The sequence below is a fragment of the Comamonas testosteroni genome, from assembly GCF_000761245.1.
GTDB classification, from domain to species: Bacteria; Pseudomonadota; Gammaproteobacteria; order Burkholderiales; family Burkholderiaceae_C; genus Comamonas; species Comamonas testosteroni_C.
Map to the genome: position 1 here is coordinate 65,504 of NZ_AWOR01000048.1, position 25,635 is coordinate 91,138.

21 protein-coding genes are annotated in these 25,635 nt (G+C 63.6%); 7 read left to right on the forward strand and 14 right to left on the reverse strand.

Annotated features, from left to right (window positions below):
- Nucleotides 1–61: 61 nt before the first annotated feature.
- The 3 genes from P353_RS14215 (at nucleotide 62) to nadB (ending at nucleotide 3,910) form a co-directional block, all read left to right on the forward strand.
- Nucleotides 62–1,021 (forward strand): delta(1)-pyrroline-2-carboxylate reductase family protein, encoded by a 960-nt coding sequence (locus tag P353_RS14215; protein ID WP_034370477.1) that lies wholly within the window; start codon nucleotides 62–64, stop codon nucleotides 1,019–1,021.
- Nucleotides 1,022–1,234: 213 nt separating this feature from the next.
- Nucleotides 1,235–2,368, forward strand: a complete 1,134-nt coding sequence (nadA, locus tag P353_RS14220) for a quinolinate synthase NadA (RefSeq protein ID WP_034370595.1) — start codon at nucleotides 1,235–1,237, stop codon at nucleotides 2,366–2,368.
- Between the two features lie 15 nt (nucleotides 2,369–2,383).
- Nucleotides 2,384–3,910, forward strand: coding sequence for an L-aspartate oxidase (nadB, locus tag P353_RS14225; protein ID WP_034370480.1), 1,527 nt, complete (start codon nucleotides 2,384–2,386; stop codon nucleotides 3,908–3,910).
- Nucleotides 3,911–3,986: 76 nt separating this feature from the next.
- Here nadB and dcd read toward each other — a convergent pair whose 3' ends face one another.
- The 3 genes from dcd to P353_RS14240 form a co-directional block, all read right to left on the reverse strand.
- Complete coding sequence (gene dcd, locus P353_RS14230; RefSeq protein WP_034370483.1) at nucleotides 3,987–4,553, reverse strand: dCTP deaminase; 567 nt, start codon at nucleotides 4,551–4,553, stop codon at nucleotides 3,987–3,989.
- Between the two features lie 63 nt (nucleotides 4,554–4,616).
- Complete coding sequence (gene guaD, locus P353_RS14235) at nucleotides 4,617–5,909, reverse strand: guanine deaminase (RefSeq protein ID WP_034370485.1); 1,293 nt, start codon at nucleotides 5,907–5,909, stop codon at nucleotides 4,617–4,619.
- Between the two features lie 240 nt (nucleotides 5,910–6,149).
- Entirely contained in the window at nucleotides 6,150–7,046 is an 897-nt protein-coding gene (locus tag P353_RS14240) for a LysR family transcriptional regulator (RefSeq protein WP_034370488.1), read from the reverse strand.
- Nucleotides 7,047–7,151: 105 nt separating this feature from the next.
- Here P353_RS14240 and glaH point away from each other — a divergent pair, with 105 nt between their 5' ends.
- The 3 genes from glaH (at nucleotide 7,152) to P353_RS14255 (ending at nucleotide 9,910) form a co-directional block, all read left to right on the forward strand.
- Nucleotides 7,152–8,075, forward strand: a complete 924-nt coding sequence (gene glaH, locus P353_RS14245) for a glutarate dioxygenase GlaH (RefSeq protein ID WP_034370491.1) — start codon at nucleotides 7,152–7,154, stop codon at nucleotides 8,073–8,075.
- Between the two features lie 100 nt (nucleotides 8,076–8,175).
- Nucleotides 8,176–9,417, forward strand: a complete 1,242-nt coding sequence (locus P353_RS14250; RefSeq protein WP_034370494.1) for an alpha-hydroxy acid oxidase — start codon at nucleotides 8,176–8,178, stop codon at nucleotides 9,415–9,417.
- A 52-nt stretch (nucleotides 9,418–9,469) separates the two neighbouring features.
- Complete coding sequence (locus P353_RS14255; protein ID WP_034370498.1) at nucleotides 9,470–9,910, forward strand: HIT family protein; 441 nt, start codon at nucleotides 9,470–9,472, stop codon at nucleotides 9,908–9,910.
- Between the two features lie 76 nt (nucleotides 9,911–9,986).
- Here P353_RS14255 and P353_RS14260 read toward each other — a convergent pair whose 3' ends face one another.
- From P353_RS14260 to P353_RS14270, 3 genes are read right to left on the reverse strand one after another with little or no spacing between them, the layout of a single operon-like run.
- Nucleotides 9,987–11,282, reverse strand: a complete 1,296-nt coding sequence (locus P353_RS14260) for a cytochrome c (protein WP_052084866.1) — start codon at nucleotides 11,280–11,282, stop codon at nucleotides 9,987–9,989.
- Nucleotides 11,275–11,844, reverse strand: a complete 570-nt coding sequence (locus P353_RS14265; protein WP_034370505.1) for a (2Fe-2S)-binding protein — start codon at nucleotides 11,842–11,844, stop codon at nucleotides 11,275–11,277. Before P353_RS14265 ends, P353_RS14260 begins: the two co-directional genes overlap by 8 nt.
- Nucleotides 11,844–14,654: a xanthine dehydrogenase family protein molybdopterin-binding subunit gene (locus P353_RS14270; RefSeq protein WP_034370509.1), complete on the reverse strand. Its 2,811-nt coding sequence runs from the start codon at nucleotides 14,652–14,654 to the stop codon at nucleotides 11,844–11,846. The genes P353_RS14265 and P353_RS14270 overlap by 1 nt, the downstream gene beginning before the upstream one ends.
- 306 nt (nucleotides 14,655–14,960) lie before the next feature.
- On the opposite strand from P353_RS14270, the gene P353_RS14275 reads away from it, so the two are divergent.
- The gene (locus P353_RS14275; RefSeq protein WP_034370513.1) at nucleotides 14,961–15,992 is read left to right on the forward strand and encodes a LacI family DNA-binding transcriptional regulator; all 1,032 of its coding nucleotides are present in this window, start codon (nucleotides 14,961–14,963) and stop codon (nucleotides 15,990–15,992) included.
- An 86-nt stretch (nucleotides 15,993–16,078) separates the two neighbouring features.
- Here the strand turns inward: P353_RS14275 and P353_RS14280 are convergent, their stop codons facing one another.
- The 8 genes from P353_RS14280 to P353_RS14315 form a co-directional block, all read right to left on the reverse strand.
- On the reverse strand, nucleotides 16,079–17,125 hold the full coding sequence (locus P353_RS14280) for an adenosine deaminase (RefSeq protein WP_034370516.1): 1,047 nt from the start codon (nucleotides 17,123–17,125) through the stop codon (nucleotides 16,079–16,081).
- 186 nt (nucleotides 17,126–17,311) lie between these two features.
- Nucleotides 17,312–18,286 (reverse strand): aromatic ring-hydroxylating oxygenase subunit alpha, encoded by a 975-nt coding sequence (locus P353_RS14285; protein ID WP_034370519.1) that lies wholly within the window; start codon nucleotides 18,284–18,286, stop codon nucleotides 17,312–17,314.
- Between the two features lie 183 nt (nucleotides 18,287–18,469).
- A complete protein-coding gene (locus P353_RS14290) occupies nucleotides 18,470–19,627 on the reverse strand; it encodes a BMP family ABC transporter substrate-binding protein (protein ID WP_034370522.1) in 1,158 nt (385 codons plus the stop codon).
- 194 nt (nucleotides 19,628–19,821) lie between these two features.
- Nucleotides 19,822–20,967: a BMP family ABC transporter substrate-binding protein gene (locus tag P353_RS14295; RefSeq protein ID WP_003073334.1), complete on the reverse strand. Its 1,146-nt coding sequence runs from the start codon at nucleotides 20,965–20,967 to the stop codon at nucleotides 19,822–19,824.
- Nucleotides 20,968–21,019: 52 nt separating this feature from the next.
- Nucleotides 21,020–21,940 (reverse strand): ABC transporter permease, encoded by a 921-nt coding sequence (locus P353_RS14300; RefSeq protein WP_003073332.1) that lies wholly within the window; start codon nucleotides 21,938–21,940, stop codon nucleotides 21,020–21,022.
- Between the two features lie 3 nt (nucleotides 21,941–21,943).
- Nucleotides 21,944–23,038: an ABC transporter permease gene (locus P353_RS14305; RefSeq protein WP_034370526.1), complete on the reverse strand. Its 1,095-nt coding sequence runs from the start codon at nucleotides 23,036–23,038 to the stop codon at nucleotides 21,944–21,946.
- Nucleotides 23,031–24,590 carry an ABC transporter ATP-binding protein gene (locus tag P353_RS14310; RefSeq protein WP_034370529.1) on the reverse strand — a complete coding sequence of 520 codons (1,560 nt, stop codon included), beginning with the start codon at nucleotides 24,588–24,590 and terminating at the stop codon, nucleotides 23,031–23,033. Before P353_RS14310 ends, P353_RS14305 begins: the two co-directional genes overlap by 8 nt.
- Before the next feature lie 76 nt (nucleotides 24,591–24,666).
- The gene (locus P353_RS14315; RefSeq protein ID WP_034370532.1) at nucleotides 24,667–25,599 is read right to left on the reverse strand and encodes a LysR family transcriptional regulator; all 933 of its coding nucleotides are present in this window, start codon (nucleotides 25,597–25,599) and stop codon (nucleotides 24,667–24,669) included.
- Nucleotides 25,600–25,635: the final 36 nt, after the last annotated feature.

Here is a 25,635-nt window from a genome sequence, read left to right on the forward strand (position 1 = left end):
GGGCCGGGCTTGCAATTCTGTAAGCTCAGAGGCTTGTCCTCCGCCACCCATACGACTGCCCATGAATGCCCTGACCCAGCCCTCGACAGCGTCTTTGAACGCCCGCGCCACTGCCGCACTGCTGCCATGGACCGACTTGGCCGATGAGATCGAAGCACTTTTGCGCCAGCTGCAAAACAGTTGCAGTGTCTCGGTTCCACCACGCATCGTCATGCCGACGGCTGCGGGCAATTGCCTGTTTTGCATGCCGGCCACCGATGGCCAGGTAGTCATGACCAAACTCATCAGCTTCACGCCAGGCAATGCCCAGGTGGGCAGACCTACCATTCAGGGCGATATCGTGGTCTTTGACGCCGCCACCGGAGAGCGCCAGCTGATTCTGGACGGCCCCACCGTCACGGCCAGACGCACCGCCGCCGTATCGCTGCTGGCAGCGCGCCGCCTCGCCCCCAAGCCCCAAGGCCCGCTGCTCATCGTCGGCGCTGGCGTGCAGGGCAGCGCCCATCTGCAGGCTTTTGCCCAGGGCCTTGGCACGCAGGAGGTCTGGATTCACTCTCGCAGCACCGCCAGCGCACAGCGGCTTGCAGACCAGGCCCGCGACCTGGGTCTGCATGCGCGCATCGCCGACGACCTGGAAGAAGCCGCCCGGCACTGCCCGCTGATTGTGACCTGCACGCCCGCGCAGGCCGTGGTGCTGCATGAGGCGGCAAGACCCGATGCCTTTGTCTGCGCGGTCGGCGCCTTCACGCCGCAAATGGTAGAGCTGGCTCCCGAGCTGTGCCGGCGCTTTGTGCACCAGGGCCAGATCGTCGTCGACACCGCCGATGCCGCGCACGAGGCCGGCGACCTGTTGCAGGCCGGCATCGAGGTCAACACCCTGCCCACGCTGGCCACCGTGGTGCATCAGGACTGGTCGCGCTCCACGAAGCCTGTGCTCTTCAAATCCTGCGGCTGGGGCGGCTGGGATCTGGCCGCCACCCGCCTGGCCCTGCGCCAGCATCAGCTGGGCTGCCTCGTTTGAGCTGCCTCCACACGCTCATTTATCAGAAGCATCAATCCTTTGATGGATAAGCGTCACAGCGATTTTTCGTAATTCCCTGCTGATCACCGCCCCCGCCAAAAGGCGGCGGCCGACCTCCTGATTTGTCTCTCAGGTGACAAACGTCAAAAAAGCGGTTTTAATAATACTCAGATTGAGTATAAATATTTAACAGCACAACTCAGGATGGAGACGATGTCAATCAAAACCGTGGAATTCGACCAGCCCGCCCTTGGCAGCAACGCCCAGTGCAGCCCAGGCCAGGCCTGGGCCAGGGTGCTGCCGCAGCAGGACAGACAGCAGCAACGCGAAACGGCCCAGCGCATCAAGGCTCTTCTCAAGGAGCGCAATGCCGTCATGGTTGCCCACTACTATGTGGACGGTGCGCTGCAGGATCTGGCACGCGATACCGGCGGCTGCGTGGGCGACTCGCTGGAGATGGCGCGCTTTGGTGCCAACCATCCGGCCAAGACCCTGATCGTGGCCGGCGTGCGCTTCATGGGCGAGACCGCCAAGATACTGAGCCCCGACAAGACCGTGCTCATGCCCGACGGCGATGCCACCTGCTCGCTGGACCTGGGCTGCCCGGCCGATGAATTCAGCCAGTTCTGCGATGCTCACCCCGAGCGCACCGTGGTCGTCTATGCCAACACCAGCGCTGCCGTGAAAGCCCGGGCCGACTGGGTGGTCACCTCTTCGGTAGGGCAGGACATCGTGGCCGCCCTGCACGCACGCGGCGAGAAAATCCTCTGGGCACCCGACCGCCATCTGGGCAGCTACATCCAGCAACAGACCGGTGCCGACATGCTGCTGTGGCAGGGCAGTTGCGTGGTCCACGACGAATTCAAGGCCGACGAGCTGCAGGCCCTGGCCAACGCCCACCCCGAGGCCGCGATTCTGGTTCACCCCGAATCGCCGGCCGCAGTCACGGCACTGGCCGATGTGGTGGGCTCCACCACCCAGCTGATTGCCGCTGTGGGCAAGCTGCCCACGGACACCTTTATCGTCGCCACCGACCAGGGCATTCTTCACGACATGCGCCAGCGCTATCCGGGCAAGCACTTTCTGGCTGCCCCGACGGCTGGCACGGGTGGCAGCTGCAAAAGCTGTGCCTTCTGCCCCTGGATGGCCATGAACAGCCTGCCGGGCGTGGAGCGGACCCTGCTGCAACGCAGCGGTGCCATCGAGCTTGATGCGACGCTGGGCCTGGCCGCCCGCAGGCCCATACAGCGCATGCTGGATTTTGCCGCTGCCCAGCGCCAGCCGGTACGCGCAAGCGGCGAGCTGGAGCGCGATGCAGCCCTGTTCCAGAACTTCGGTCCGGCCTGAGCGAGGACAAGCACCATGCCCCAATCTCAGACTTGCAGCGATGTGCTCATCATCGGCTGCGGACTGGCCGGCCTGACGCTGGCACTCAGCCTGCCCAACACACTGCGCATCACCGTGCTGAGCAAAAGCAGTGCCGACGAATGCGCCAGCGCCTGGGCCCAAGGCGGCGTTGCCGCCGTGCTGGACCCCGGCGACAGCCTGCAAGCCCATGTGCAGGACACGCTGATCGCCGGTGCCGGCCTCTGCGACGAAAGCGCCGTGCGCCGCATCCTGGAGCAAGGCCCCCAGGCTATCGCCTGGCTGCAGGCCCTGGGCGTGCCCTTCAGCACCGATGCCCATGGCCGCCTGCACCTGACGCGCGAAGGCGGCCACAGCGCGCGGCGCATTGTGCATGCGGCCGACCGCACCGGGCAGGCCGTGCACCAGACCTTGCTGCAGGCCTGCCGGCGCCTGAAGCACATCACCTTGCTGCAGCATTGCACTGCCCTGGAACTGCTGCAGGACGTGCAGCAGCGCTGCGTGGGCGCCAGCGTGCGCAATGCCGATGGCCAGCAGCACAATATGCTGGCCAGCCATACCGTGCTGGCCACAGGCGGCATGGGCCAGATCTACCCCAGCACCACCAATCCGGCCACGGCAACCGGCGACGGCATTGCCATGGCCTGGCGTGCTGGCTGTGTCGTGCGCGATCTGGAGTTCATGCAGTTCCACCCCACGGCCTTGCAAGTGGGCGGACGGTCCGTGGGCTTGGTCTCGGAAGCGCTGCGCGGCGAAGGAGCCCTGCTATGCCTGCCAGACCGGCAAGGTGGGCCCGGCGAGCGCTTCATGCTGCGCCACGACCCGCGAGCCGAGCTGGCACCGCGCGACATCGTGGCCCGCGCCATTGATGGCGAGATGCGGACACAGCAGTTGCCCCATGTGCTGCTGGACATCACACACCGCAGCCGCGACTGGCTGGAGCAGCATTTCCCCGGCGTCATGGCACTGTGCGCGGCGCACGGCATAGACATTGCCACCCAGCCCATCCCCGTAGCCCCCTGTGCCCACTATGCCTGCGGCGGCGTGCAGGCCCATGTGGACGGTCGCACCGCCGTGGCCGGGCTGTGGGCAATTGGCGAGGTGGCCCGCACCGGCCTGCATGGCGCCAACCGCCTGGCCAGCAATTCGCTGCTGGAGTGCGTGGTCATGGCCAGGTCTGCCGCGCTGCGCATGGCCGAGCAGCCCCTGCACAAGCCCGCGGCCATTCAAGCCAGGCAGCGCAAGCCCGGCAAGGGCCTGAGCGCTGAAAGCCAGCAGGAGATGCGCCAGTCGCTGCAGCAGCTCATGCTGCACAACGTGGGCATTGTGCGCAGCAACCACAGCCTGATTGCGGCGGCCAAGCAACTGGTGCTGTGGCGTGCCCAATGGCGCGGCGCCGACCCCGCCTTGCGCAACCAGCTGGCGCTGTGCAGCCTGATGGTGGACGCGGCGCTGCAGCGCCATGCCAGCGTGGGCGCACACTGCAATCTGGACTGGCCGGCGCTTGAGGCAGCTGCCGCCTGATCCGGCCCGGCAGCCTCCCAGGAAAGCAAAAAGCCCGCTGCATCCGCGGCGGGCTTTTTTGGCGAAGCAACAGGCCTCAGGCCTTGGGCAGGGTCACGCCATGCTGGCCCTGGTACTTGCCGTTGCGGTCCTTGTAGCTGACTTCGCATTGCTCGTCGCCCTGGAAGAACAGCACCTGGGCGCAGCCTTCGCCTGCATAGATCTTGGCCGGCAAAGGCGTGGTGTTGGAGAACTCCAGCGTCACATAGCCCTCCCACTCGGGCTCGAAGGGCGTCACATTGACGATGATGCCGCAGCGCGCATAAGTGCTCTTGCCCAGGCAGACAGTCAGCACGTCGCGGGGAATGCGGAAGTACTCGACCGTGCGGGCCAGTGCAAAGCTGTTGGGCGGGATGATGCAGTAGTCACCCTCGAAGTCGACAAAGCTCTTCTCGTCAAAATTCTTGGGGTCCACCACCGTGCTGTGGATATTGGTGAAGACCTTGAATTCGCGGGCGCAGCGGATGTCGTAGCCATAGCTCGATGTGCCGTAGCTGATGATCTTCTTGCCGTCGAGCTGGCGCACCTGGCCAGGCTCGAAAGGCTCGATCATGCCGTGCTGCTCCGCCATCTGACGGATCCATTTGTCGCTCTTGATGCTCATTAGAAGTCCTGTATCGCTTGATTTTTCATAGCGTTGTGCGCTCACAAATCAAGCGCAAGACCGCTATTTTGCTTGAGAAACAATGGTTTGCTCAATCAGGCGGTCATCTCCGAGGATGATCATGGCAAACAGCAGCTCGTCCAGATTGCGTGCCTGGGCTGTCTTGCGCGCCAGCAGTGGCGTGCAGCCGGGGTTGATGACGACCAGGTCGGCCTCGCAGCCGGGCTGTAGATTGCCGATCACGCCCTGCAGGCCCAGCGCACGCGCAGCACCTGCCGTGTGCTGCCACCACAGGTTTTGCGGCGACAGGCTCTGGCCCTGCTTGGCATGGCTCTCGCGCCCCACCACATAGGCGGCCTGCATGGTGCGAAACGGCGAAAAGCTCATGCCGCCGCCCACATCGCTGGCCAGGCCGTAGAGCATGCCGGCCTGGTCGGCCTTGAGGTAGTCGAAATAACCGCTGGCCAGAAACTGGTTGCTGGTCGGGCTGATGGCCGCTGCCGAGCGCGTGTCGTGCATGAGCTGGCGGTCGGTTTCATCGAGCCAGATGCTGTGCGCATAGACGGCGCGCTCGCGCATCAGACCGAAGTCGTCGTAGACGGCCAGATAGCTGCGTGACTCGGGGAAGAGCTGCTTGACCCAGGCAACCTCGTCGAGGTTCTCGGCCACATGGGACTGGATCCAGACATCGCCGTACCTGGCGGCCAGCTCGCCCGCACCACGCAGCTGCGCTTCGGTGCTGGTGGGCGCAAAGCGCGGCGTGATCGCATAGCCCAGGCGGTCCACGCCATGCCAGCGCTGGATCAATGTTTCGGTGTCGATCAGGCTTTGCTCGGTGTCGTCGCGCACGCCGTCGGGGCTGTTGCGGTCCTGCAGCACCTTGCCGGAAATCATGCGCATGCTGCGCTTTTGCGCTGCCGTCATGATGGCGTCCACCGATGTCGGGTGCGAGGTCGCAAAGGCCAGCGCCGTGGTCACGCCGTTGCGCAGCAGCTCGTTCATGAAGAAATCGGCCACGCCATCGGCATATTCGCGATCGTGGAAGCGCGACTCGTGCGGGAAGGTGTAGTTCTCCAGCCAGGGCAGCAGGCCCGGGGCCGGCGCACCGATCACATCGGTCTGCGGGTAGTGGATGTGCAGGTCGACAAAGCCCGGCGCCAGCAGCTTGCCGGGCAGGTGAATGACTTGCACGCCTTCGCGCTCAAGATACTGGTCGGCCAGCGCCTGCCAACTGCCCGCAGCCACCACACGCTGCACACCCGCGGCATCGGGAGCAATCGCCAGCAAGGCGTCGGAGTCATAAACCGCTTGGCCGTCATCGGCGAAGCGCAGCAGGGCACTACGATAGATTTTCATGCACCAGAGCTTACGCGCCCGATCTTGCCTGCGGAACACGGCAGCGCTTATAGAGGCTATATGGTTGCGCGCAGGCCTGGGCTTTAGCTATCAATAAAAGAGCTTACTTCGCCTACCATTCCTTGGTTTCAATGCCATCTATAGCCAAAATACAACATCAGTAAACGGTAGAAGCTATCATTTTAGTTAGCTCAAAGGCCTGAACCCGGAGCTGCAACACCCCTTCCCGCAGCCGCGTGGCTACGCGGCGCAGCTTCTGGCCACGGCCAGAAAGGCGCGCACCGCAGGCGAGTTCTCGCGCTCGCGGTAGGCCAGCGCCATGTGCACGTTTTCCTTGAAGTCGCGCAGCGGCCTGAAGGCCACGCCCGGCTGATTGAGCAGGCGGTTCGACTCGGGCAGCACCACAATGCCGTAGCCAGCCGCAGCCAGGCTGGTCGCCGTGACGAAGTCGTTGACGCGATAGGCTTCGCGAGCCGAAAACCCGGCCGTCTCGGCCAGCCGCGCCAGCACCTCGGCAAAGCCTTCGCTTTCGTTGATGAACTGCGGCGCAATAAAGGTCTGGCCGCGCAGATCGGCCACGCTGATGGATTCATGGCGTGCCAGCGGGTGGCTCTCGGCCAGCGCCACCATGAAGGGCTCGCTGTGCACGATGACCGCCTTGACCCCCTCGGGGTAGCGACGGCGCGGCCGCAGCAGACCGGCATCGATCTCGCCCTGCTGCAGCGCCTGCAGCTGGCGCGGCGTCTCCATGGCCAGCACCTGCATGTGCACCTGCTCATGGCCGGGTCGGAACTGCGTGAGCATGCGCGCCAGCACACCCGAGGTCACGGACGAGGAGATGTAGCCCAGCTTGACATGGCCGCTCATGCCCTGGGCCGCCAACAGCCCGATCTGCTGGGCCCGCTCCATATGGCGCAGCACAGCCACGGCTTCGTCATAAAGCAGCTCGCCCGCATCGGTCAGCGTGATGGGCTTGCGCTTGTTGCGCTGCAGCAGGCGCACGCCCAACTGCTGCTCCAGCTGCTGCACCTGCACGCTGACGGCGGACTGGGCCACGCCCAGCTTGTCGGCGGCGCGAGAGAAGTGCAGCTCCTGGGCCACGGCGACGAAGTGCTCTAGTTGGCGGTAGCTGAGCATGGTTTTTAATCTGAATTTCTTATCAAAAAATGCATTTAAACCCATAGATCGTATCAAACAAGAAGTGTTCAATCACACCATTCCTGATTGAAGTACCCACCCACCATGAACGCTACGACCCCTCAGCACCTGATCCAGCCCGCCGCCTACGAGATCAGCACTCATCCCGAGCATCCTCGTTTGCTGAAACTGACGCTGAACACCGAAGCCCTGAACGCCTTCCTGGCCGATGTGCGCGATATCGACGTGCAGAACCTCGAGTACGTGCCCTTCATGCGCTTTCACCTGGCGCGCCGCCTGAAGGCCCACATGGGTGCCGACTTTGGCGAGACCCTGGTGAACATCATCAAGGACCGCAAGCATGGCGGCTTTGTGCTGGGTCTGGAAGGCGTGAGCCAGGATAGCGACGACTACGTGAAGTTCGGCACCGCCATCGGCCACATCCTGGGCCCGGCCAACCACGACTCCATGTCCAACAAGTACTACGCACGTTTCCTGGTCAAGCACACCGACGCCAGCGACTCCTATCTGCGCCAGGCTTACCGTCTGTTCACCATGCACACCGACGGCACCTTCGTGACCGAAGCCACCGACTGGCTGCTGATGATGAAGTTCGACGAGCAAAACGCCGTGGGCGGCGAGTCGCGCTTCCTGCACCTGGACGACTGGAGCGAGCTGCAGCGCTTCGTGCAAGACCCGCTGGGCGCCAGGCCCCTGCTGTACAAGGCTCCGGGCTCCAAGAACGTGAACGAGCGCGTCGAGCGCCCCGTGTTCTTCCACGGCGAGTTCGGCCTGTCCATCTCCTTCATCGACCAGTTCGTGCAGCCTGCCAACGACGCCGAAGCCGAATACCTGCAGAATCTGTCGGAATCGATGGAAAATTCGCCCGGCACCCGCACCGTCAGCCTGCCCGCCGGCGACCTGGTGGTTCTGAACAACTACTTCTATGTGCATGGCCGCGCACCGTTCGAGCGTAACGAGCAACTGCACCGAGAGCTGATGCGTCAGCGCGGTACATTCGCTCAGTAAACCTTGAACACCTGATGTTTCTGTCACGCCCCCGAGCACCGCAAGTGTGCGGGGGCGTAGCCAGTTAAACCCCTGAATTTCGCTCCCGAGGCGCCCTACCATGGCATCGTCACAAGCCCCTGCTGCAAACGCAGCCTCCGCCCCCAAAGCGCAAGCCGCCTACGGCCAACGCGCAGGGCTTCCCCGTCATCTGCAGAACATCCTGTCACTGCATGACTTCGAGGCCGCCGCACGCAAGCACCTGCCCCGCCCTCTGTTTGGCTATGTCTCCGGCGCGGCCGAAGACTGTGTCTCGCTGCAGGCCAACCGTGACAGCTTCCAGCAATACGGCTTCAGCTCCAAGGTCATGGTGGACGTGTCCAAGCGCAACCAGAAGGTCGAGCTGTTCGGCCAGACCTGGGACTCGCCGTTCGGCGTGGCCCCCGTGGGCATCAGCGCCATATCGGCCTATCGCGGCGATCTGGTGCTGGCGCAGACGGCGGCAGCCAACCACATTCCCGCCATCATGAGCGGCACCTCACTGATCCCCATGGAAGAAGTGGCCAAGGCTGCACCGTCGACTTGGTTTCAGGCCTACCTGCCCGGCGACACCACGCGCATCGACGGCCTGATCGAGCGCATCGAAGCCGCAGGCTTCGGCACCCTGGTCATCACCGTGGACATCCCCGTCTGGGCCAACCGCGAAAACAATGTGCGCACCGGTTTCTCGATGCCGCTGCGCCCCTCGCTGCGCCTGGCCTATGACGGCATCACCCGCCCGCGCTGGATGGTGGGCACCATGCTGCGCACGCTGATCAACCACGGCATGCCGCACTTCGAGAACTCTTTTGCCACGCGCGGCGCGCCTTTGCTCTCGGGCACCGCCATCCGCGACACCTCGGGCCGCGACCACCTGAACTGGAAGAACATCGAGCGCATTCGCCAGCGCTGGAAGGGCAACCTCATCATCAAGGGCATCCTCAACGAAGACGATGCCGTGATGGCCGCCGATATCGGTGCGCAAGGCATCGTGGTCTCCAACCACGGCGGCCGTCAGCTCGATGGCGTGGTTGCGCCGCTACAGATGCTGCCCTATGTGGTGGACCGCGTGGGTCACCGCACGGCCGTGATGATGGACAGCGGCATTCGCCGCGGCAGCGATGTGCTCAAGGCCGTGGCCCTGGGCGCGCGCATGGTGTTTCTGGGCCGCCCCTTCATGTACGCCGCCGCAGTTGGTGGTGCACAGGGCGTTCATCACGCCATCACCTTGCTGCGTGACGAGGTGGACCGCAATATGGCCATGCTGGGCGCGACATCCATGGCCGAGATCACCCCAGGCTGCCTGCGCGCGACGCGGGCCTGAAACCGCTCAGCCTCTAAGATAGGACGCTTGAACCATAAAAAAGGAGAGCGTCATGCCCATGTTTGTAGACCACTCGCCCCCTGGCGAGTGCATTTTCTGCAAGCTCGTCAAAGGAGAGATTCCGTCGGCCAAGGTCTATGAGGACGATCTGACCATCGCCTTCATGGACATCGGCCAGGCCACGCGCGGCCATGTGCTGGTGGCCAGCAAGCGCCATGCCGTCAATCTGCTGGAGCTGACGCCCGAGGAAGCCGGCGCCGTGATGCAGACGGCCCAGCGTGTGGCGGCCGCCGTGAACAAGGCCTTCGATCCCGACGGCATCAACATCTTCCAGGCCAACGGCGCGCCGGCAGGGCAGACGGTGTTTCACTTTCACCTGCATGTGCTGCCGCGCTTCGAGGGCGATGGCCTGTCCGTGGTCTGGCAGCGCGAGGAACCGGGCTTTGCCGTGCTGGGCGAGCTGGCCGAGAAGATCAGGGCCGAGCTGTCCTAAGCCGTATCGCTATATGAAAAGAGCTGGCAGGGCTTGTCCATCAAGCGCTGCCAGCTCTTTTGATAGAAACCCCTGCTTAATGGGATTCGGCGGTCTTGATGACATCGGCGACTTGCGCCGGTGTCACATCGCCCTTCTGGCGACCCCAGCGCAGGCGCATGTAGTTCACCAGATCGGCCATGTCTTCGTGGCTGAGCTGATCGGCAAAACCTGGCATCGCCTGCATGCGCTCGCCATGGGCCAGATCACGCTCGGGCAGGCCTTCGCGGATCACACGCACCAGGTTCAGCGGCGTGGGGAACATGGCCGTGGTGTTGGTATCGAGGCGCAGCGAGGAATGCGGCTGGCCCTGGCCATCGACACCGTGGCAGCCTGCGCACAGACCGATGTAGATGCGCTCGCCATTGGCCGAGGTCGGGGTCTGAGGCGCTTCGGCCGCTAGCTTGACTACGGGCTTTTCACTCTGCATCAGATAGGCGGCCATGGCCTTGAGGTCGGCCTCCTCCATATGCGCACTCGAATGCTGCAGCACGGGGAACATGCCCATGGTCATCACGCCCTGGGGCGAGAGACCGGTGCGCAGAAACTGCAGCAGATCCTGCTCGCTCCAGCCACGCTCGGCCATGGCCTTGGGGCGCAGGTCGGGGGCATAGGCGCCTTCGATCACATTGCCTGCCAGCGACTGTTTGAGGTCCATGGCAAAGCTGCTGGTGCGCGGCGTATGGCATTCGCCGCAGTGGCCCAGGGTGTTGACCAGATAGGCGCCACGCTCCAGGGAGTTGCTGGCCTCGGGGGCCGGCGCACCCGCAGGGCGCTCCAGCGCATTCCATAGCGCCAGACCGGGGCGGATGCTGAACGGGAAGTGCATCTCCGGCTCCCGGTTGGGCACTTCCACGGCCGGCTGGGCCTGCAGCCAGACCCAGAGCGCATCGACATCGGCGCGCGTGATGTCGTGGTAGCTCGCATAAGGCATGGCGGGATAGAGGTTCTTGCGCCCCGGTGCCATGCCGCGCGCCACGGCGCGGTACAGATCGTCGGCCGACCACTTGCCTATGCCATGCTCCTTGGAGGGCGAGATATTCGTGCCGTACAGCGTGCCCATGGGCGTGACCATGGCCGTGCCTCCGGCCAGCTCGGCGCCCGTGGTGGGCGAGCTGTGGCAGGCCGCGCAGTCGGCAGCGCGAAACACCTGCAGGCCGCGGTCGAACAGCTTTTGCTTTTGCTCGGCGCTGATATCGGCAAAGTCCACCGTGGCAGGCGGCACGCTGCCGCTTGCACTGCCCGCGATATACATGCCGCCCAGCACCACCACGGCTGCAGCTGCAATACCTGCGGCAATCATGCCCCGCTTGCTGCGTTGGGATTTATCCATGACGGCTGACCTCCCGCGTGCGCTGGCCCGTGGTCAGGCCCGGCGTGGCCAGAATCAGGTCGCGCACGGCGTGGTAGTAGCGCACATAGCCGGTGCAGCGGCAGATATGCTTGTCCAATGCGGCTTCCACGGCTTCTTCCACGGCGTTGGCATCCACGGGCCTGACATGCAGCTGCTCCATCAGCACGGTGGCCGAGTTCACAAAGCCCGGCGTGCAATAGCCGCACTGGAACGAGAAATGCTCGAGGAATGCTTTTTGCACGGCAGAGGCCGTGATCTGGCCGGTGTCATCGGTGCGGGCCGCGCCTTCGATGGTGCGCATGCTTTTGCCGTTGAGCCAGGCCACGCCGGTCACGCAGGCGGGCACGGTGTGCGGGCCCTTGCCGGGCTCGTCCACGATGATGGTGCAGGCGCGGCACACACCCTGGCCGCAGCCAAGGCGCGTGCCGTTCATGCCCGCATATTCCTGCAGGAACTCGATCATCATCAGGTCCTTGGGCAGCTCATGCGGGCCGGTCTTTTGACCGTTGATGGTGGCGGAAAACTGGATATGTTGCTGCATCACAATGCCTTCTTGATTCGTTGCGCGCTCAGCGGCAGTTGATAGAAGCGCTTGCCGGTGGCATGCGCCACGGCATTGGCGCAGGCAGCGACGACGGGAATCATCACCACTTCGGCCATACCCTTGGGCGGGTCGGTGCGCGAGACCGGAGGCAGCACATGGCCCTCTGCCGTCCACACGGCCAGCTCGCTGGCGCGCGGCAGGTGGTAGCGGTTGAAGTTCCAGCTGCCGTTGCCGGGGCCGCTCGGCCCCAGGGGCAGCTCTTCATACAGCGCGTGACCGATACCCATGGCCACGCCGCCCTGCAACTGGCCCGAGACGAGCTCGGGCACGATCTGCGAGCCACATTCCAGCCAGGTCTTGTGACCCAGCAGCGTCACCTTGCCGGTACCCGTGGATACGGCCAGCTCCACCAGCGTGGCGCAAGGCGCGTAGTACACAGCCCCGGCAGCCAGACGGTGCACGGGCGGATAGCTGACCTTGACGCGCGGCTGAAAAGCATAGCCAGCGCTGTCCATCGCGGCCTTTTTGGCGGCATCGGCACCATTGCCAAAGCGCAGGGACAGCGCATCGATCTCGGCAGCAAAGCGCTTGCCGCCCAGCTCGAACTCGGCACTGGCCCAGGAGCGGCGGTTGAAGGTGTGGACGCAGACACCGGTGACCAGACCCAGCTCATGGGCGCGTGCGGCCAGGCGCTCCAGCGTCAAGGGCTCCATGGCACCGGCGACCAGCTTGCCGTCCTTCCACTCGGCCTCGTCGAGCGAGACCGGCATGCCTTGCAACGGGCCGCCAAACGGATTGCCCCAGATGGACAGCGCTGCAGGCCACAGGCCCTGGGCCAGCAGCAGCTTGGCTGCCTGGCGCGTGGTGTGGGTGAAGTAGTAAGCCGAGTTGGAAGCCGATTGCGGCGAAGTGAAGCTAGGCACCCAATAAGGGTCCTGCGACAGGCGATCCTCATCGGCCTGGGGCGTGGAGTTGGGCTGCTCCTGCGTGTGCACGGGCATCTCGGGCCATTTCTGGGCCGAAAACTCCACCTCGTCCACGGGGCGACCGAGAAAAGGCTCTGCCGCCAGCATCTGGGCCGTGGTGGTGCCGGTGCCGATTTCTGCCGTGATGTGCTTCATCTTGAGCTTGCCCTCGGGCGATAGCTCGATCAATGCCAGCGCGGCTTCGCCGGCCGTACCAAAGCTTTTTTGCACCGAGGCGAAGCCCACGCCGTAGCGCATGCCGGGGTGTGCCGCCTCGTACTCGGCCTTGCGCCTGGCGCGGTTGACCCAGACCGGGTCCCTGGCCGCGAGCTCGAGGATTTCGCCGATGCGCAACTGGCCCGCCGGCACAGCGCCCTGGGTGTTGCGCAAACCTGTGCGCAGCATGTTCTTTTGGCGCAGGGCGATGGCGTCCATGCCGATCTGCTCGGCAATTTCATCGACCAGCATCTCGGTGGGGGCCATGGACTGCAGCGTGCCGTAGCCGCGCACCGATCCCGCCGTGACTTCGCTGCTGGGGAAGACGGCCACCGACAGATCGCTCTTGGGAAAGTAGTACACCGACTGCGAGGAAGCGACACCGAGCGTGCCCACCGAAGGGCTGAAGTTCATGGTGCCGCCGCCGTCGCCGCGCATGTCCACCGAGAAGGCCTGGAACTGCCCCTCGGCATCCACGGCAATCGTGGTCTTGAGATCGAAGGGGTGACGCTTGAGTGCGAACTGGAAATGCTGCCAGCGGTCCAGCGCCAGCCGCACCGGGCGACCTTGCGCATACAGCGCCGCCAGGCCCACGTAGAACGGGAAGGAGTGGTGCTCCTTCTGCCCGTAGCCCACGGTGTAGGCGCTCAGATAATCCATTTCCTTGAGCGCAAAGCGGCTGGCCTTGACCATGCTGACCACATGCGCTGCCGTGGCGTAAGGCGCCTGCGTGGCGCCCACCATATGCATCACGCCACTGCCCTCTTCATACCAGGCCAGGCCGTTTTCAGGCTCCAGCGCGGCAGGCTCCATGGACTGGCTGTGGTAGTCGCGGGAAAAGACCTGGGTGCCCTCGGGCGGCTGCTTGAGCAACCGCTGGATCTGGGCCGAATACTGCATGGCCTTGCCATGCTTGGGATCGTCCGCGCCAGGCCATTGCACCTCGGGGCCGGTCAGCTGCGGGCGCACGATGCCGTGGTACAGCGGCGCGTACGGATCGGGCTCGTCATGTCTTTCGGCTCCCATGCGCACATAGCGCGCGGCCACATAGGGCTTGCGCTTGGGCGGCGTGGCGGCTGCACCCCACTGGAAGATGCCCTCGTTAAAGCGCAGCAGGCGCACGGCTTCGCGGTAGCGCTCGTAGTCATGCCAGATGCCCATGGCCACGGGCTGGCCCAGCATGGGCGAGACCTGGCCCTTGGGCAAGAAGTAGCTGCCGTAAAAACCGGGCTCGGGCATGTGAACGCCGTCGGCAGCGGCACGCTCGGCGTCCACCAGCACGTCGGGGGCAAAGTCCTTGCCCAGCACGGACAGGTCCAGACCTTCGTAGATGCGGTCGGCACGCGGAACCATGATCAAGAGTGCATGGGACTGCTTGTCGGGCCAGCCCGCCATGTCGCGCGCGCGCAGATCGATGGCAAACAGCTTCTGGCCCGTGACCTTGGCCATGCCGTCGCGGCGGTAGCGCAGTCGGCCGCCGTCCATCCAGCCAGCGTCCTGACCGTTTGCCGGCTCGACCATCTGCGCCAGCGCCTGCTCCAGCGGGCGCACTCCGGCAACCACCCCCAGGGCGGCTGCGGCCTTCAAAAAGCTGCGACGGCTCAAATCCGATTTGGGCACATTCATTCTCCAGTGAGCAAACCGAAGCGGCGGCAGGCCAGCACCCCGGTCGCAATTGACTCGCAGCGCTGCCCGACAACCGGGGCAGCGCTCGGATATCTGCACGTCGACCGGCACTGCGACCAGCCGGCAAGGCGATATCGTTTTCAAAAAGAAAATCGATTTGGTACTTGTATTGCATCAATCTTCTTTACTAATAATTGATGCAACTCCAAATTAACCAAATCGATTTGGGCAAAGTAAAGTATACAAAAACTTCTGCAACGCCTGCCGTGCGCTTCGCAATGACCGCCCGCACTCTTGAGGAATTCCATGGCCGACACGCCCAGCCAACGCATCACCATCTCCGACGTGGCCCGCGAGGCCGGTGTTTCACGCACCACGGTCTCGCACGCGCTCAATGGCCGCGGTCAGGTCGACCCGGCCACACGCCTGAGGGTGGAGGAAGCTGCGCGCAGCCTTGGCTACCGGCCCAATCGCCATGCGCAGCGCCTGCGCACAGGCGGCGCCAGCATGATTGCGCTGATGTCGTCCATGCCGTTCACGGTCTCGGGCGGGCCGTCGCGATTGGGTTTTTTCATGGAAGTGGCAGCTGTCGCGGCCTCATCGGCGCTTGAGCGCGGCCTGGTCATGGCGCTGGTTCCGCCCCACAAGCCCGGCCAGACTTCGCTGAACCTGCTCGATATCGACGGCGCCCTGGTCATAGAGCCGCAGGCCGGCGACCCCCAACTGGCAGAGCTGCTTCAGCAGGGCCTGCCCGTGGTGTCCATCGGACGCCCGGGCGGCGACCATGTCAACGTGCCCTATGTCGATCTGCTGTCGGGTCCCGCCACGCAGATGCTGCTCACCCATATGCTGGCGGCCGGAGCCAGGCAGATTGGGCTGGTGGTCGGAGCTTCAGAGCGCACGTCCTACAGTCAGGCCGAGCAGGCCTATGCAGCCATGGCAGCCGGCCATGGCATGCGGCCTGTGGTGTTGCGCATGGACGAGGCCGAAGGCGAGGACGGCGGCCATGCCGCAGCCCGGCAACTGCTGAGCGAGCACCCAGAGCTCGATGCCTTGCTGGTCATGGTCGATGCCTTTGCCGTGGGCGCGGCCCGCTACGCCCAGCAGGCAGGCCTGCGCATTCCCGAAGATCTGATGCTGGCCACGCGCTACGATGGTCTGCGTGCGCGCAGCTGCGAGCCGCCGCTGACGGCACTGGACCTGCATCTGGAAGACATCGCCCAGCAGGCGGTCGATCTGCTGTTCGAGCATCTGCGCGGCGACACCACGCGGCGCATGGCCACCGGACCTTTGCCGGCCCTGGCACTGCGCCGCTCCACGCAAAGAAAGCCCGGTTGAATCGCTTCAACCGGGCCTTCAATCGCCGGACCCCAGGCTATCGGTGCCTGTGAAGACGGCCGCTGCGCCGCTCAGAAGTCACTTCGTCAAGCCGAGGCATATTCCCGAAACACTTCGTCCAGGCGTGCAATCCATTCCTGCTTCTGCGCCTCGCTGGCGAAGCTCGCCTCCAGGCTGTTGCGCGCCAGCTGGTAGGCCTCGGGCGCGCCCATGCCCGTGGCGGCAAAGAGCTGGGTGTAGTTCTCGTTGACGTAGCCGCCGAAATAGGCCGGGTCGTCCGAGTTGATCATGACCTTGAGTCCGGCCGCCAGCAACCTCGGCAGATTGTGATCGGCCAGGTCCTTGATCACGCAGAGCTTGAGATTGGACAGAGGGCAGACTGTCAGCGGTATCTGCTCCTTGACCAGCCTCTGCATCAGAAGCGCATCCTGCTCGGACTGCACGCCATGGTCTATGCGCTCCACGTTCAGCACATCAAGAGCACCCCAGATATAGGCGGGCGGCCCCTCCTCCCCGGCATGGGCCACCAGGCGCAGGCCCAGTTGCTTGCAACGTGCAAACACGCGGGCGAACTTCTCGGGTGGATTGCCCAGCTCGCTGCTGTCCAGCCCCACGCCGATGAAGCGATCACGCAGCGGCAGCGCGGCCTCCAGCGTCTGCAGGGCGCTTTCCTCGCTCAGGTGGCGCAGAAAGCTCAGGATCAACGAGGAGGAAATGCCCTGCTCGATCTGCGCGTCACGGCAGGCCCGGTACAGACCGTTGATGACGGTCTCCATGGCCACGCCGCGTTCGGTGTGGGTCTGCGGGTCAAAGAAGATTTCCGTGTGCACCACATTGTCGGCCACGGCACGATCCAGATAGGCGCGCGCCATATCATAGAAATCCTGCTCATGCAGCAGCACGCTGGCACCCGCGTAATAGATGTCCAGAAAGCTCTGCAGATCTGTAAAGGCATAGGCCGCGCGCAGAGCCTCCACGCTGTCATAGGCCAGAGGTATCTGGTTGCGCTGCGCCAGCGCAAAAATCAGTTCGGGCTCCAGCGAGCCCTCGATATGCATATGCAGCTCGGCCTTGGGCATGGCTCGCAGCAGCTCCGGCAGACGGGAAACATCTACGGCAGGCACGGTGTTCATCTTTATTCTCCTTGGCGCCACGCGCCGTTCAATGTCTAGCCTATCAAACCGGCACAGCTCAAGCCATATGGCCAGCCCCGACAGGTCTGCGACTTCGGCCTTGCCGCCGCAAGCCCGTGGCTCAGCCTCCCGGCGAGCCGCATGGACGCCCAGCCGGGGCAGGCGGCAAAGCCTCTCAGGCCTGTCTCAGCAGGTTCCGAAGGCGATCGCCTGAGCCTTCAGGAAACGGCGATAGGCCGACGACATGCGGTCGGCCGCCGAGTGCATTTCTGCGCGCGGATCCAGCGGCAGGGCCTTGGGCAGCTGCGACTCCAGCACCGGCTGGTCCTGCACAAAGATGGTGTGCTGGAAGGTCTGCAACTGCTCATCGGTCGATTCGAAGTCCGCGACTGCCAGACGGAACCAGACGCGGCTGGTTTCGGGAGCGACAGGGCAGATGAACAGGCCGATCTGCTCGCGCCAGCCCTGCTTGGAGCTGCCCTCTTCGGGAATCTTGGTCAGCACGGCGGTGTAGGCAGCGGTCACCTCGTAGGTGTACTCCACCTCGGCTGCCTGGGTGGAATGCAGATTGGATTGCGGCTGCACGGCCTTGCAGCCTGTCGCCAGCACGCCGGTGGGCGTGGTCTCGACCTTGTAGGCGGCAATCGCCGTGGCATCGCGGCTGCCCAGCCAGCCTTCGTGCACAAAGCCGAAGTGGGACATGTCGAGAAAGTTCTCGATGATGCGCGGCGCGCTGGCCGCCACATCGTAGGGCCCGCAGTTCACCTTGCGCAGATGCGCGTCCGTCTCGGCCGCGAACACGGGCAGCTGGCTCTCGGAAGGCTCGAGCCGCACCCAGACCAGGCCATAGGCTTCCTGCACCTCGAAGGCCTGCACACGCTGCGATGCAGGGGGCGTGAAATCGGGCACGGCGGGCACTTTCACACATTGGCCTCCCGAGGAGAATTGCCAGCCGTGATAGGGGCATTCCAGATGTCCGTTTTCCACACGTCCCATGGACAGGCGCGCACCGCGATGCGGGCAGCGGTCCACAAAGGACTGAACCAGTCCCTCGGCATTGCGCCACAGCACCAGCGGCTGTTCCAGCAGCAGCACGGAAAACGGCGCGCTCACCACATCGGAGGATTGGGCAACAGGATGCCAGAGGGTACGTTCAGTCATGGGGAATACTCATCATTATCGAAATACAAAGGGCCGCTCTGCGGCGGCCCTGTCGCTGCAAGTCGTGTCTGGACGACTGCCAACAGCCAACACTACCCGGCAAACCCCGGGGTCTGCCTTGAAGACATGCGCCACAGGCCGCAATCGGTGCGGCGAGGCGGCGCGATGCCTGAGCAGCAGTGCTTACTTGGAGTCGCCACCTGGCACTTTGCCTTCCACGCCCTTGACGTAGAAATTGATGCCTTTGAGGAAACCGTCATCGGCAACCTTGTCGGCAGCGATCAGCTCCTTGCCGTCCTGGCCGGTGATAGGGCCCTTCCAGATGGTGAATGTACCTTCCTTCAGTCCCTTTTTCACGTCCTCAACCTTTGCCTTGAGGTCGGCAGGAATGTCGTCAGCCAGTGAAACGATGTCGATCACACCCTCCTTGACACCCCACCAGGTCTGACGGCTGCTCCACTTTCCCTCCAGCGCGCTGCGGGTGGAATCGATGTAGTAAGGCGCCCAGTTGATGATGGATGAGCCCAGGTGAGCCTTGGGACCGTAGGCCGTCATGTCCGAATCCCAGCCGAAGGCACGCTTGCCCTTTTCCTCGGCCGTCTTCAGCACCGCGGGTGAATCGGTGTTCTGGAACAGGATGTCGGCGCCGCCGTTGATCAGGCTGGTCGCAGCTTCAGTCTCCTTGGGAGGGCTGAACCATTCGTTGACCCAGACCACCTTGGTCTTGATCTTGGGGTTCACGGACTGGGCGCCCAGGGTGAAGCTGTTGATATTGCGGATCACTTCGGGAATAGGCACAGAGCCCACCACGCCCAGGGTGTTGGACTTGGTCATGCCACCGGCAATGATGCCGGCCAGATAGGCACCTTCGTAAGTGCGGCTGTCATAGGTGCTGACATTGGCTGCGGTCTTGTAGCCGGTGGCGTGCTCCCACTTCACGTCGGCGAATTCGGGGGCCAGTTTCTGGATCACGTCCATATAGCCGAAGGTGGTACCGAACACCAGCTTGTTGCCCTGCGAAGCCATGTCGCGCAGCACGCGCTCGGCATCGGCGCCTTCGGGCACGCTCTCCACATAGCTGGTCTTGATCTTGTCACCGAACTCTTTTTCCAGGGCTTTGCGGGCCTGGTCATGGGCAAAGGACCAGCCACCGTCGCCCACCGGGCCGACATAAGCAAAAGCAATCTTCAGAGGTTCCGGAGCAGCGGCTGCAGGAGCGGCAGCGGGGGCTGCTGCCGGCGCAGCTGCTTCTTCCTTCTTGCCACAGCCCACGAGAGCGGCCGAGGCAATAGCCGTCAGTGCGGCGACCTTGATCAATGAACGCTTGTGCAAATCAGTCATTAAAGTTTCCTTGGAACAAAGAGTGAGGTTTGAAACCGATAGGGGCGCAATCCCATGGATACCGGTTACACCTTGGGCAATATATGCATAAACTGCGCCAAATTGCAGATAGGTATCCTGAAAACGACAGCGCAAAAAGAAAGGCCCCTCAGGGCCTTTGATCGGACGCTGGTCAGGCGCCCCGCAAACAGTGCTTATTTGGCACCGGGCACCTTGCCCTCGATACCGTTCACATAGAAGTTGATGCTGCGCAGCCAGGCGTCGTCCGCCACCTTGCCGGCTTCCAGCAATTCCTTGCCGGTGTTGTCCTTGATGGGACCTGTCCAGACGGCGAAGGAGCCGTCCTTCAGGCCGGCGCGAGCCTTCTCAACCTTGTCCTTGATTTCCTGGGGTACGTCGTCAGCGATCTTCTTCAGGTCGATGGCGCCTTCCTTCACACCCCACCAGAAGTTGCCGGTCTGCCACTTGCCGGCCAGCGTGTCCTCCACCACCTTGCTGTAGTAGGGGGTCCAGTCGATCACGGCCGAGCCCAGATGGGCCTTGGGCGCGAAGCCGCTCATGTCGCCATCCTTGCCGAAGGCACGAGCGCCGCGCTCTTCAGCCGTCTTCAGCACGGCGGGAGAGTTGGTGTTCTGGTACATCACGTCCACGCCGCCGTTGATCAGGCTGTTGGCGGCTTCGGATTCCTTGGGAGGAGCAAACCACTCGTTCACCCAGACCACCTTGGCCTTGATGGAGGGGTCGATGCTCTGAGCGCCCAGCACAAAGCTGTTGATGTTACGCACCACTTCGGGGATTGGCACCGAAGCCACCACGCCCACGGTCTTGGTCTTGGTCATGGCACCCGCCACGATGCCTGCCAGATAAGCACCTTCAAAGGTCTTGGTGTCGTACACGGCTGCGTTGTCGGCCGTCTTGTAGCCGGTGGCGTGTTCGAACTTCACATCCTTGACGTCAGCGGCGACCTTTTGCACAAAGTCCTGATAGCCGAAGCTGGTGGCGAAGACCAGCTTGTTGCCCTGACCGATCATGTCGCGCATCACGCGCTCGGCGTCTGCAGACTCTGGCACGCTCTCGACCATGGAAGTCTCGATCTTGTCGCCGAACTTCTCCTGGATGGCCTTGCGGCCCAGCTCGTGCTGGTAGGTCCAGCCGCCGTCGCCGATGGGGCTCACATACATGAAGCCAATCTTGAGCTTGTCGGCAGCAGGCGCTGCCGCAGGTGCGGCGGCAGGAGCTGCAGGTGCTTCTTCCTTCTTGCCGCAAGCGGTCAGCACAGCCATGGAAACAGCCGACAGGCCGATCATCTTGATCAGAGCGCGTTTGCCCAGAGTTGTCATTGAAGTTGTCCTCTCATTATTTTTGAAAAACGGATTGCACCACATTTGGGCATCACGCTCCAGGGTAGAAGGGTTTTCCCAGGGAAGCCGGCATATTGGCGCGAATCCAGGTCGGATTACGCGAGATCAGCACCAGCACCACGATGGTGGCCAGGTACGGCAGCATGGACAGAATCTGGCTGGGCACCTGAACCCCAGTGGCCTGCAGATGGAACTGCAACATGGTCACGCCGCCAAACAGATAGGCGCCCAGCAGGACGCGGGCCGGCCGCCAGGTCGCGAAAGTCGTCAGCGCCAGAGCGATCCAGCCTCGACCCGAAACCATGTTCTCCACCCACAGCGGCGTGTAGACCACCGAGATGAAGGCCCCCGCCAGACCGCACATGGCACCGCCAAACATCACGGCCATCAGACGGATGCGGCGCACGGGGTAACCCAGGGCATGGGCTGACGAGGGCGACTCGCCGACCGAGCGCAGCACCAGGCCCGCACGCGTGCGGTACAGAAACCAGACCATCAAGGCGGCCAGCACAATGGCGCCGTAAACCAGCGGGTGCAGCGTGAACAAGGCCGGGCCCACGAGCGGCAGATCTGCCAGGCCCGGGATGGAGTACTTGGGCAGCTCTGGCAGTTTGGCCTGCACATAGCCCAGGCCCACAAAAGCCGAGAAGCCCGCGCCGAACAGCGAAAGCGCAAGACCGGTTGCATACTGGTTGGTGTTGAACCAGATCACCAATCCTCCGAAGATGGCGGCCAGCAAGGCCCCTGCCAGCATGCCCGCGCCAAAGCCCATCCAGGTGTTGCCGGTGTGCACGGTAGCGGCAAAACCCGCAATGGCAGCGCAGAGCATCATGCCTTCGGCACCGAGATTGACGATGCCCGATTTTTCATTGATCAGCAGGCCCAGGGCCGCCAGCGCCAAAACGGTGCCGGCGCTGAGGGTGGAGCCCAGCAGCAGTGCATAGGATTCCATGGCTCAGGCTCCCTTCACTGCAGAAATGGCGCTGCCGGCTTTTTTCGCCACCCAGCGGATGCGATAGGCCACCAGCGTGTCGCAGGCCAGCAACGCGAACAGCAGCAGCCCCTGGAAGACGCCGGTCAGCGCCTTGGGCAGGCCCAGACGCGACTGCGCCAGCTCGCCACCGATATAAAACATGCTCATGAGAATGGCCGAGAAAATCATGCCCACAGGATGCAGGCGCCCTACAAAGGCCACGATGATGGCCGCAAAGCCGTAGCCGGCGGGCACATAGGGCGTGAGCTGACCCAGAGGGCCAGCGACTTCCAGCGCTCCCGCCAGACCGGCTGTGGCGCCGGAGATCAGCAGCGCCGTCCACAGCGCCTTGCGCGAGGAAAAGCCGGCATAGCGTGCCGCCGACGGCGCCAGGCCGCCCACTTGCAACGCGAAACCTGCACGCGTGCGAAACAGAAATGCCCACAGCAGACCGGCTCCCACCAACGAGATGATGACGCCGATATTCATGCGCATGCCCTGCACCAGCCGCGGAATCTGCGTGACGCGCTCAAAGCTCTTGGTCTGCGGGAAGTTGTATCCCATAGGGTCCTTCCAGGGACCATAGACCAGATAGCCCAGCACCAGCGTGCCCACATAGACCAGCATCAGGCTGACCAGAATTTCGTTGGCATTGAAGCGGTCGCGCAGCAAGGCCACGATGCCCGCCCAGAACATGCCGCCCAGCATGCCCGCGATCAGGATGGCTGGCACGATCCAGGGCCCTGTGGTCTTGTCTGCCAGCAAGGCAATGCCTCCTGCAGCCACCGCCCCGATGACGAACTGGCCTTCGGCACCGATATTCCAGACATTGGAGCGAAAGCATACGGCCAGCCCCAGCGCAATCAGCAGCAGCGGCGTGGCCTTGACAGCCAGCTCGCCCAGGGCATAGCCCGATCTGATGGGCTCCCAGAAAAAGGCCTGCAAGCCCTTGACCGGATCCTTGCCCAGCAGGGCGAACAGGCAGACCCCTACCAGCACGGTGATCAGCAACGCCAGAATCGGCGAGCCATAGGTCCAGAACTTGGACGCCTGGGGACGTTGTTCCAGCTTAAGCATGGACACCTCCCTGCACCGCCGCCGCATCCCACAGGCCACTCATCCATTCACCAATCTGCTGCACAGTGGCAGCTGTTCTATCAACCGAGGGACTCAGGCGGCCCTTGGCCACCACATGCAGGCGGTCACAAATCTCAAACAACTCGTCCAACTCCTCACTGACCACCAGCACGGCGCAACCCTGGTCGCGCAGCTTGAGAATCTCGCCCCGAATCTGCGCTGCAGCCCCCACATCCACCCCCCAGGTGGGCTGAGAGATGATGAGCAGACGCGGCTTGGCATCAATTTCACGACCCACGATGAACTTCTGCAGATTGCCGCCCGACAGCGACTGCGCGGCCGAGTTCGGGCCGCCGGCCTTGACGTTGAAGCGGCCGATGATGTCCCGCGCCTGCGACTGAAGCGCTGCCATGCGAATCCAGCCGCCCTTGCCGACTGCGGTCTTGCGCGTCAGCAACAGGTTGTGGGCCAGGCCCATGCTGGGCACGGCACCGCGCCCCAGGCGCTCTTCAGGCACAAAGTGCAGGCCCATGCCACGGCGCCGACTCGGCCCCATGCGTCCCACGCCCTTGCCCAGCAACTGCACGGCCTCGGCCTCGGCGCGTGTGTCCTCGCCGGACAGCGCATACATCAGCTCTTTCTGACCGTTGCCGGAGACGCCAGCAATACCGACGACTTCGCCCGCACGCACCTGCAGCGCAATGCTCTGCAGATCGACACCGAAGGGGTCCTGACTCCTGAGCGTCAGCCCCTGCACACGCAGCACGGTATCGCCGGTATTGGCCGTGCGGTGCTCCAGCTCCGGCGGCTCCGAGCCGATCATCATGCGCGACAGCGACGCATTGGTCTCGTTGGCCGGGTTGCACTCCCCCGTCACCACACCGCCGCGCAGCACCGTACAGGCCGTGCACAGCGAGCGGATTTCATGCAGCTTGTGGCTGATATAGAGGATGGAGCAGCCTTCCGCGGCTAGGCGGCGCAGCACCACAAACAGCATCTCCACCGCCTGGGGCGTGAGCACCGAGGTGGGTTCGTCCAGAATCAGCACCCGGGGATTGGTCAGCAGGGCACGGATGATTTCCACACGCTGCATCTCGCCGACGGAAAGCGTGTGCACGGGGCGATGCGGGTCCACCTCCAGACCGTAATCGCGGGCCGTGGCCTGAATGTTCTCGATCACCTTGGCCAGTGCAATGCTCTTGTCCAGGCCCAGCCAGACGTTCTCGGCCACGGTCAACGTGTCGAACAGGCTGAAATGCTGGAACACCATGGCAATGCCCAGGGCCCGGGCTTCCTGCGGATTGCGGATCTGCACCGGCTTGCCGTCGACCAGGATGGCTCCCTCGTCAGGCTTGACCGCACCGTAGATGATCTTCATCAGCGTGGACTTGCCAGCGCCGTTTTCGCCCAGGATGGCGTGGATCTCGCCGGGCTTGACTTTCAGCGATACCTTGCTGTTTGCAACCACAGCCGGGTACCGCTTGGTAATACCCTCCAGCTGCAAACGCGCAGGCGCACTCGCAGATGGGGAATGTGTCGGGGGGGGATTCATCGCTGGATTGTCTCTCAATTCAAATAACAAATTGACTCAAACAGGCTCTATGCGCTGAACAGGAATACGATACAAGCTATTGATTTCGCAGCGTTAGTGCAACATTGCGAACCACCTCTCGCAGCCAGCGTGTGGCGGCTCCGGCATGCGAACGCGCATGCCAGAGCTGGTAATAGACCAGCGGAGGGAATTCCACAGGGCAAGGCAGTATGGCCAGGGACAGACGTTCGCTGAAACGCTCACAGAACAATCTGCCCGAGGTCATGACAAGCAAGCTTGATGCCACCATGTCGGGAATCAGACTGAAATGCGCGCAGCGTGCCACCACCTGGCGGCTCAAACCCATGCCTGCCAACTGTTCGTCTATCACGCCCAGGGCACCGGGATAGGCCGGGGTTGGCGCAATGTGCTCGGCCTGCAGCCATTGCTGTACGTCCCAGCCCCTGCGCACTGCCGGATGCTTGGGACTGACCAGACAGACCACCTCGTCCTCGAACAGCTTGGCCATGTGCAGGCCTTCCGGTGGTTGCGGCCAGTTGCCGATGACGACGTCGATCTCGCCATCGGCCAGTTGTCCCTCGTAATGCGCCTCGGCACTCAGCGGCAGGAAGTCCACCGGACAATGCGGGGCCTGGGCCTTCATGGCCGACATCAGCCGCGGCAGGAACTGGGGATCCAGATAGTCGCTGGCCGCAATGCGGAAAGTACGAGTCGAGGTGCGCGGGTCAAAATGCCGCGCATCGCTGAACAGCCCCTCGGCGGCACGCAGAATGTCTGCAGAGGGCTGCACCATGCGCAGCCCCACATCGGTAGGCTGCATCTGCGCCCCGGAACGCACCAACAAAGGGTCGCCAGCGAGCTCGCGCAGACGCCGCAGAGCTGCAGACACCGCCGGCTGATGCATGCCCAGTCGCAGCGCCGCCCTGGAGACGCTGCGCTCCGTCAGCACCGTGTGCAGCACCCTGATCAGGTGCAAATCTATCTTGTCGAACAAGGTCTGGTCGCGCATAGGTCACGGCCATCCGGGCACTTGCACGGCCAGCCT

Coding starts and splice junctions, on each gene's coding strand:
- P353_RS14215 (WP_034370477.1), top strand. CDS start 62: ATGAATGCCCTGACCCAGCCCTCGACAGCGTCTTTGAACGCCCGCGCC.
- nadA (WP_034370595.1), top strand. CDS start 1,235: ATGTCAATCAAAACCGTGGAATTCGACCAGCCCGCCCTTGGCAGCAAC.
- nadB (WP_034370480.1), top strand. CDS start 2,384: ATGCCCCAATCTCAGACTTGCAGCGATGTGCTCATCATCGGCTGCGGA.
- dcd (WP_034370483.1), bottom strand. CDS start 4,553: ATGAGCATCAAGAGCGACAAATGGATCCGTCAGATGGCGGAGCAGCAC.
- guaD (WP_034370485.1), bottom strand. CDS start 5,909: ATGAAAATCTATCGTAGTGCCCTGCTGCGCTTCGCCGATGACGGCCAA.
- P353_RS14240 (WP_034370488.1), bottom strand. CDS start 7,046: ATGCTCAGCTACCGCCAACTAGAGCACTTCGTCGCCGTGGCCCAGGAG.
- glaH (WP_034370491.1), top strand. CDS start 7,152: ATGAACGCTACGACCCCTCAGCACCTGATCCAGCCCGCCGCCTACGAG.
- P353_RS14250 (WP_034370494.1), top strand. CDS start 8,176: ATGGCATCGTCACAAGCCCCTGCTGCAAACGCAGCCTCCGCCCCCAAA.
- P353_RS14255 (WP_034370498.1), top strand. CDS start 9,470: ATGCCCATGTTTGTAGACCACTCGCCCCCTGGCGAGTGCATTTTCTGC.
- P353_RS14260 (WP_052084866.1), bottom strand. CDS start 11,282: ATGGATAAATCCCAACGCAGCAAGCGGGGCATGATTGCCGCAGGTATT.
- P353_RS14265 (WP_034370505.1), bottom strand. CDS start 11,844: ATGCAGCAACATATCCAGTTTTCCGCCACCATCAACGGTCAAAAGACC.
- P353_RS14270 (WP_034370509.1), bottom strand. CDS start 14,654: ATGAATGTGCCCAAATCGGATTTGAGCCGTCGCAGCTTTTTGAAGGCC.
- P353_RS14275 (WP_034370513.1), top strand. CDS start 14,961: ATGGCCGACACGCCCAGCCAACGCATCACCATCTCCGACGTGGCCCGC.
- P353_RS14280 (WP_034370516.1), bottom strand. CDS start 17,125: ATGAACACCGTGCCTGCCGTAGATGTTTCCCGTCTGCCGGAGCTGCTG.
- P353_RS14285 (WP_034370519.1), bottom strand. CDS start 18,286: ATGACTGAACGTACCCTCTGGCATCCTGTTGCCCAATCCTCCGATGTG.
- P353_RS14290 (WP_034370522.1), bottom strand. CDS start 19,627: ATGACTGATTTGCACAAGCGTTCATTGATCAAGGTCGCCGCACTGACG.
- P353_RS14295 (WP_003073334.1), bottom strand. CDS start 20,967: ATGACAACTCTGGGCAAACGCGCTCTGATCAAGATGATCGGCCTGTCG.
- P353_RS14300 (WP_003073332.1), bottom strand. CDS start 21,940: ATGGAATCCTATGCACTGCTGCTGGGCTCCACCCTCAGCGCCGGCACC.
- P353_RS14305 (WP_034370526.1), bottom strand. CDS start 23,038: ATGCTTAAGCTGGAACAACGTCCCCAGGCGTCCAAGTTCTGGACCTAT.
- P353_RS14310 (WP_034370529.1), bottom strand. CDS start 24,590: ATGAATCCCCCCCCGACACATTCCCCATCTGCGAGTGCGCCTGCGCGT.
- P353_RS14315 (WP_034370532.1), bottom strand. CDS start 25,599: ATGCGCGACCAGACCTTGTTCGACAAGATAGATTTGCACCTGATCAGG.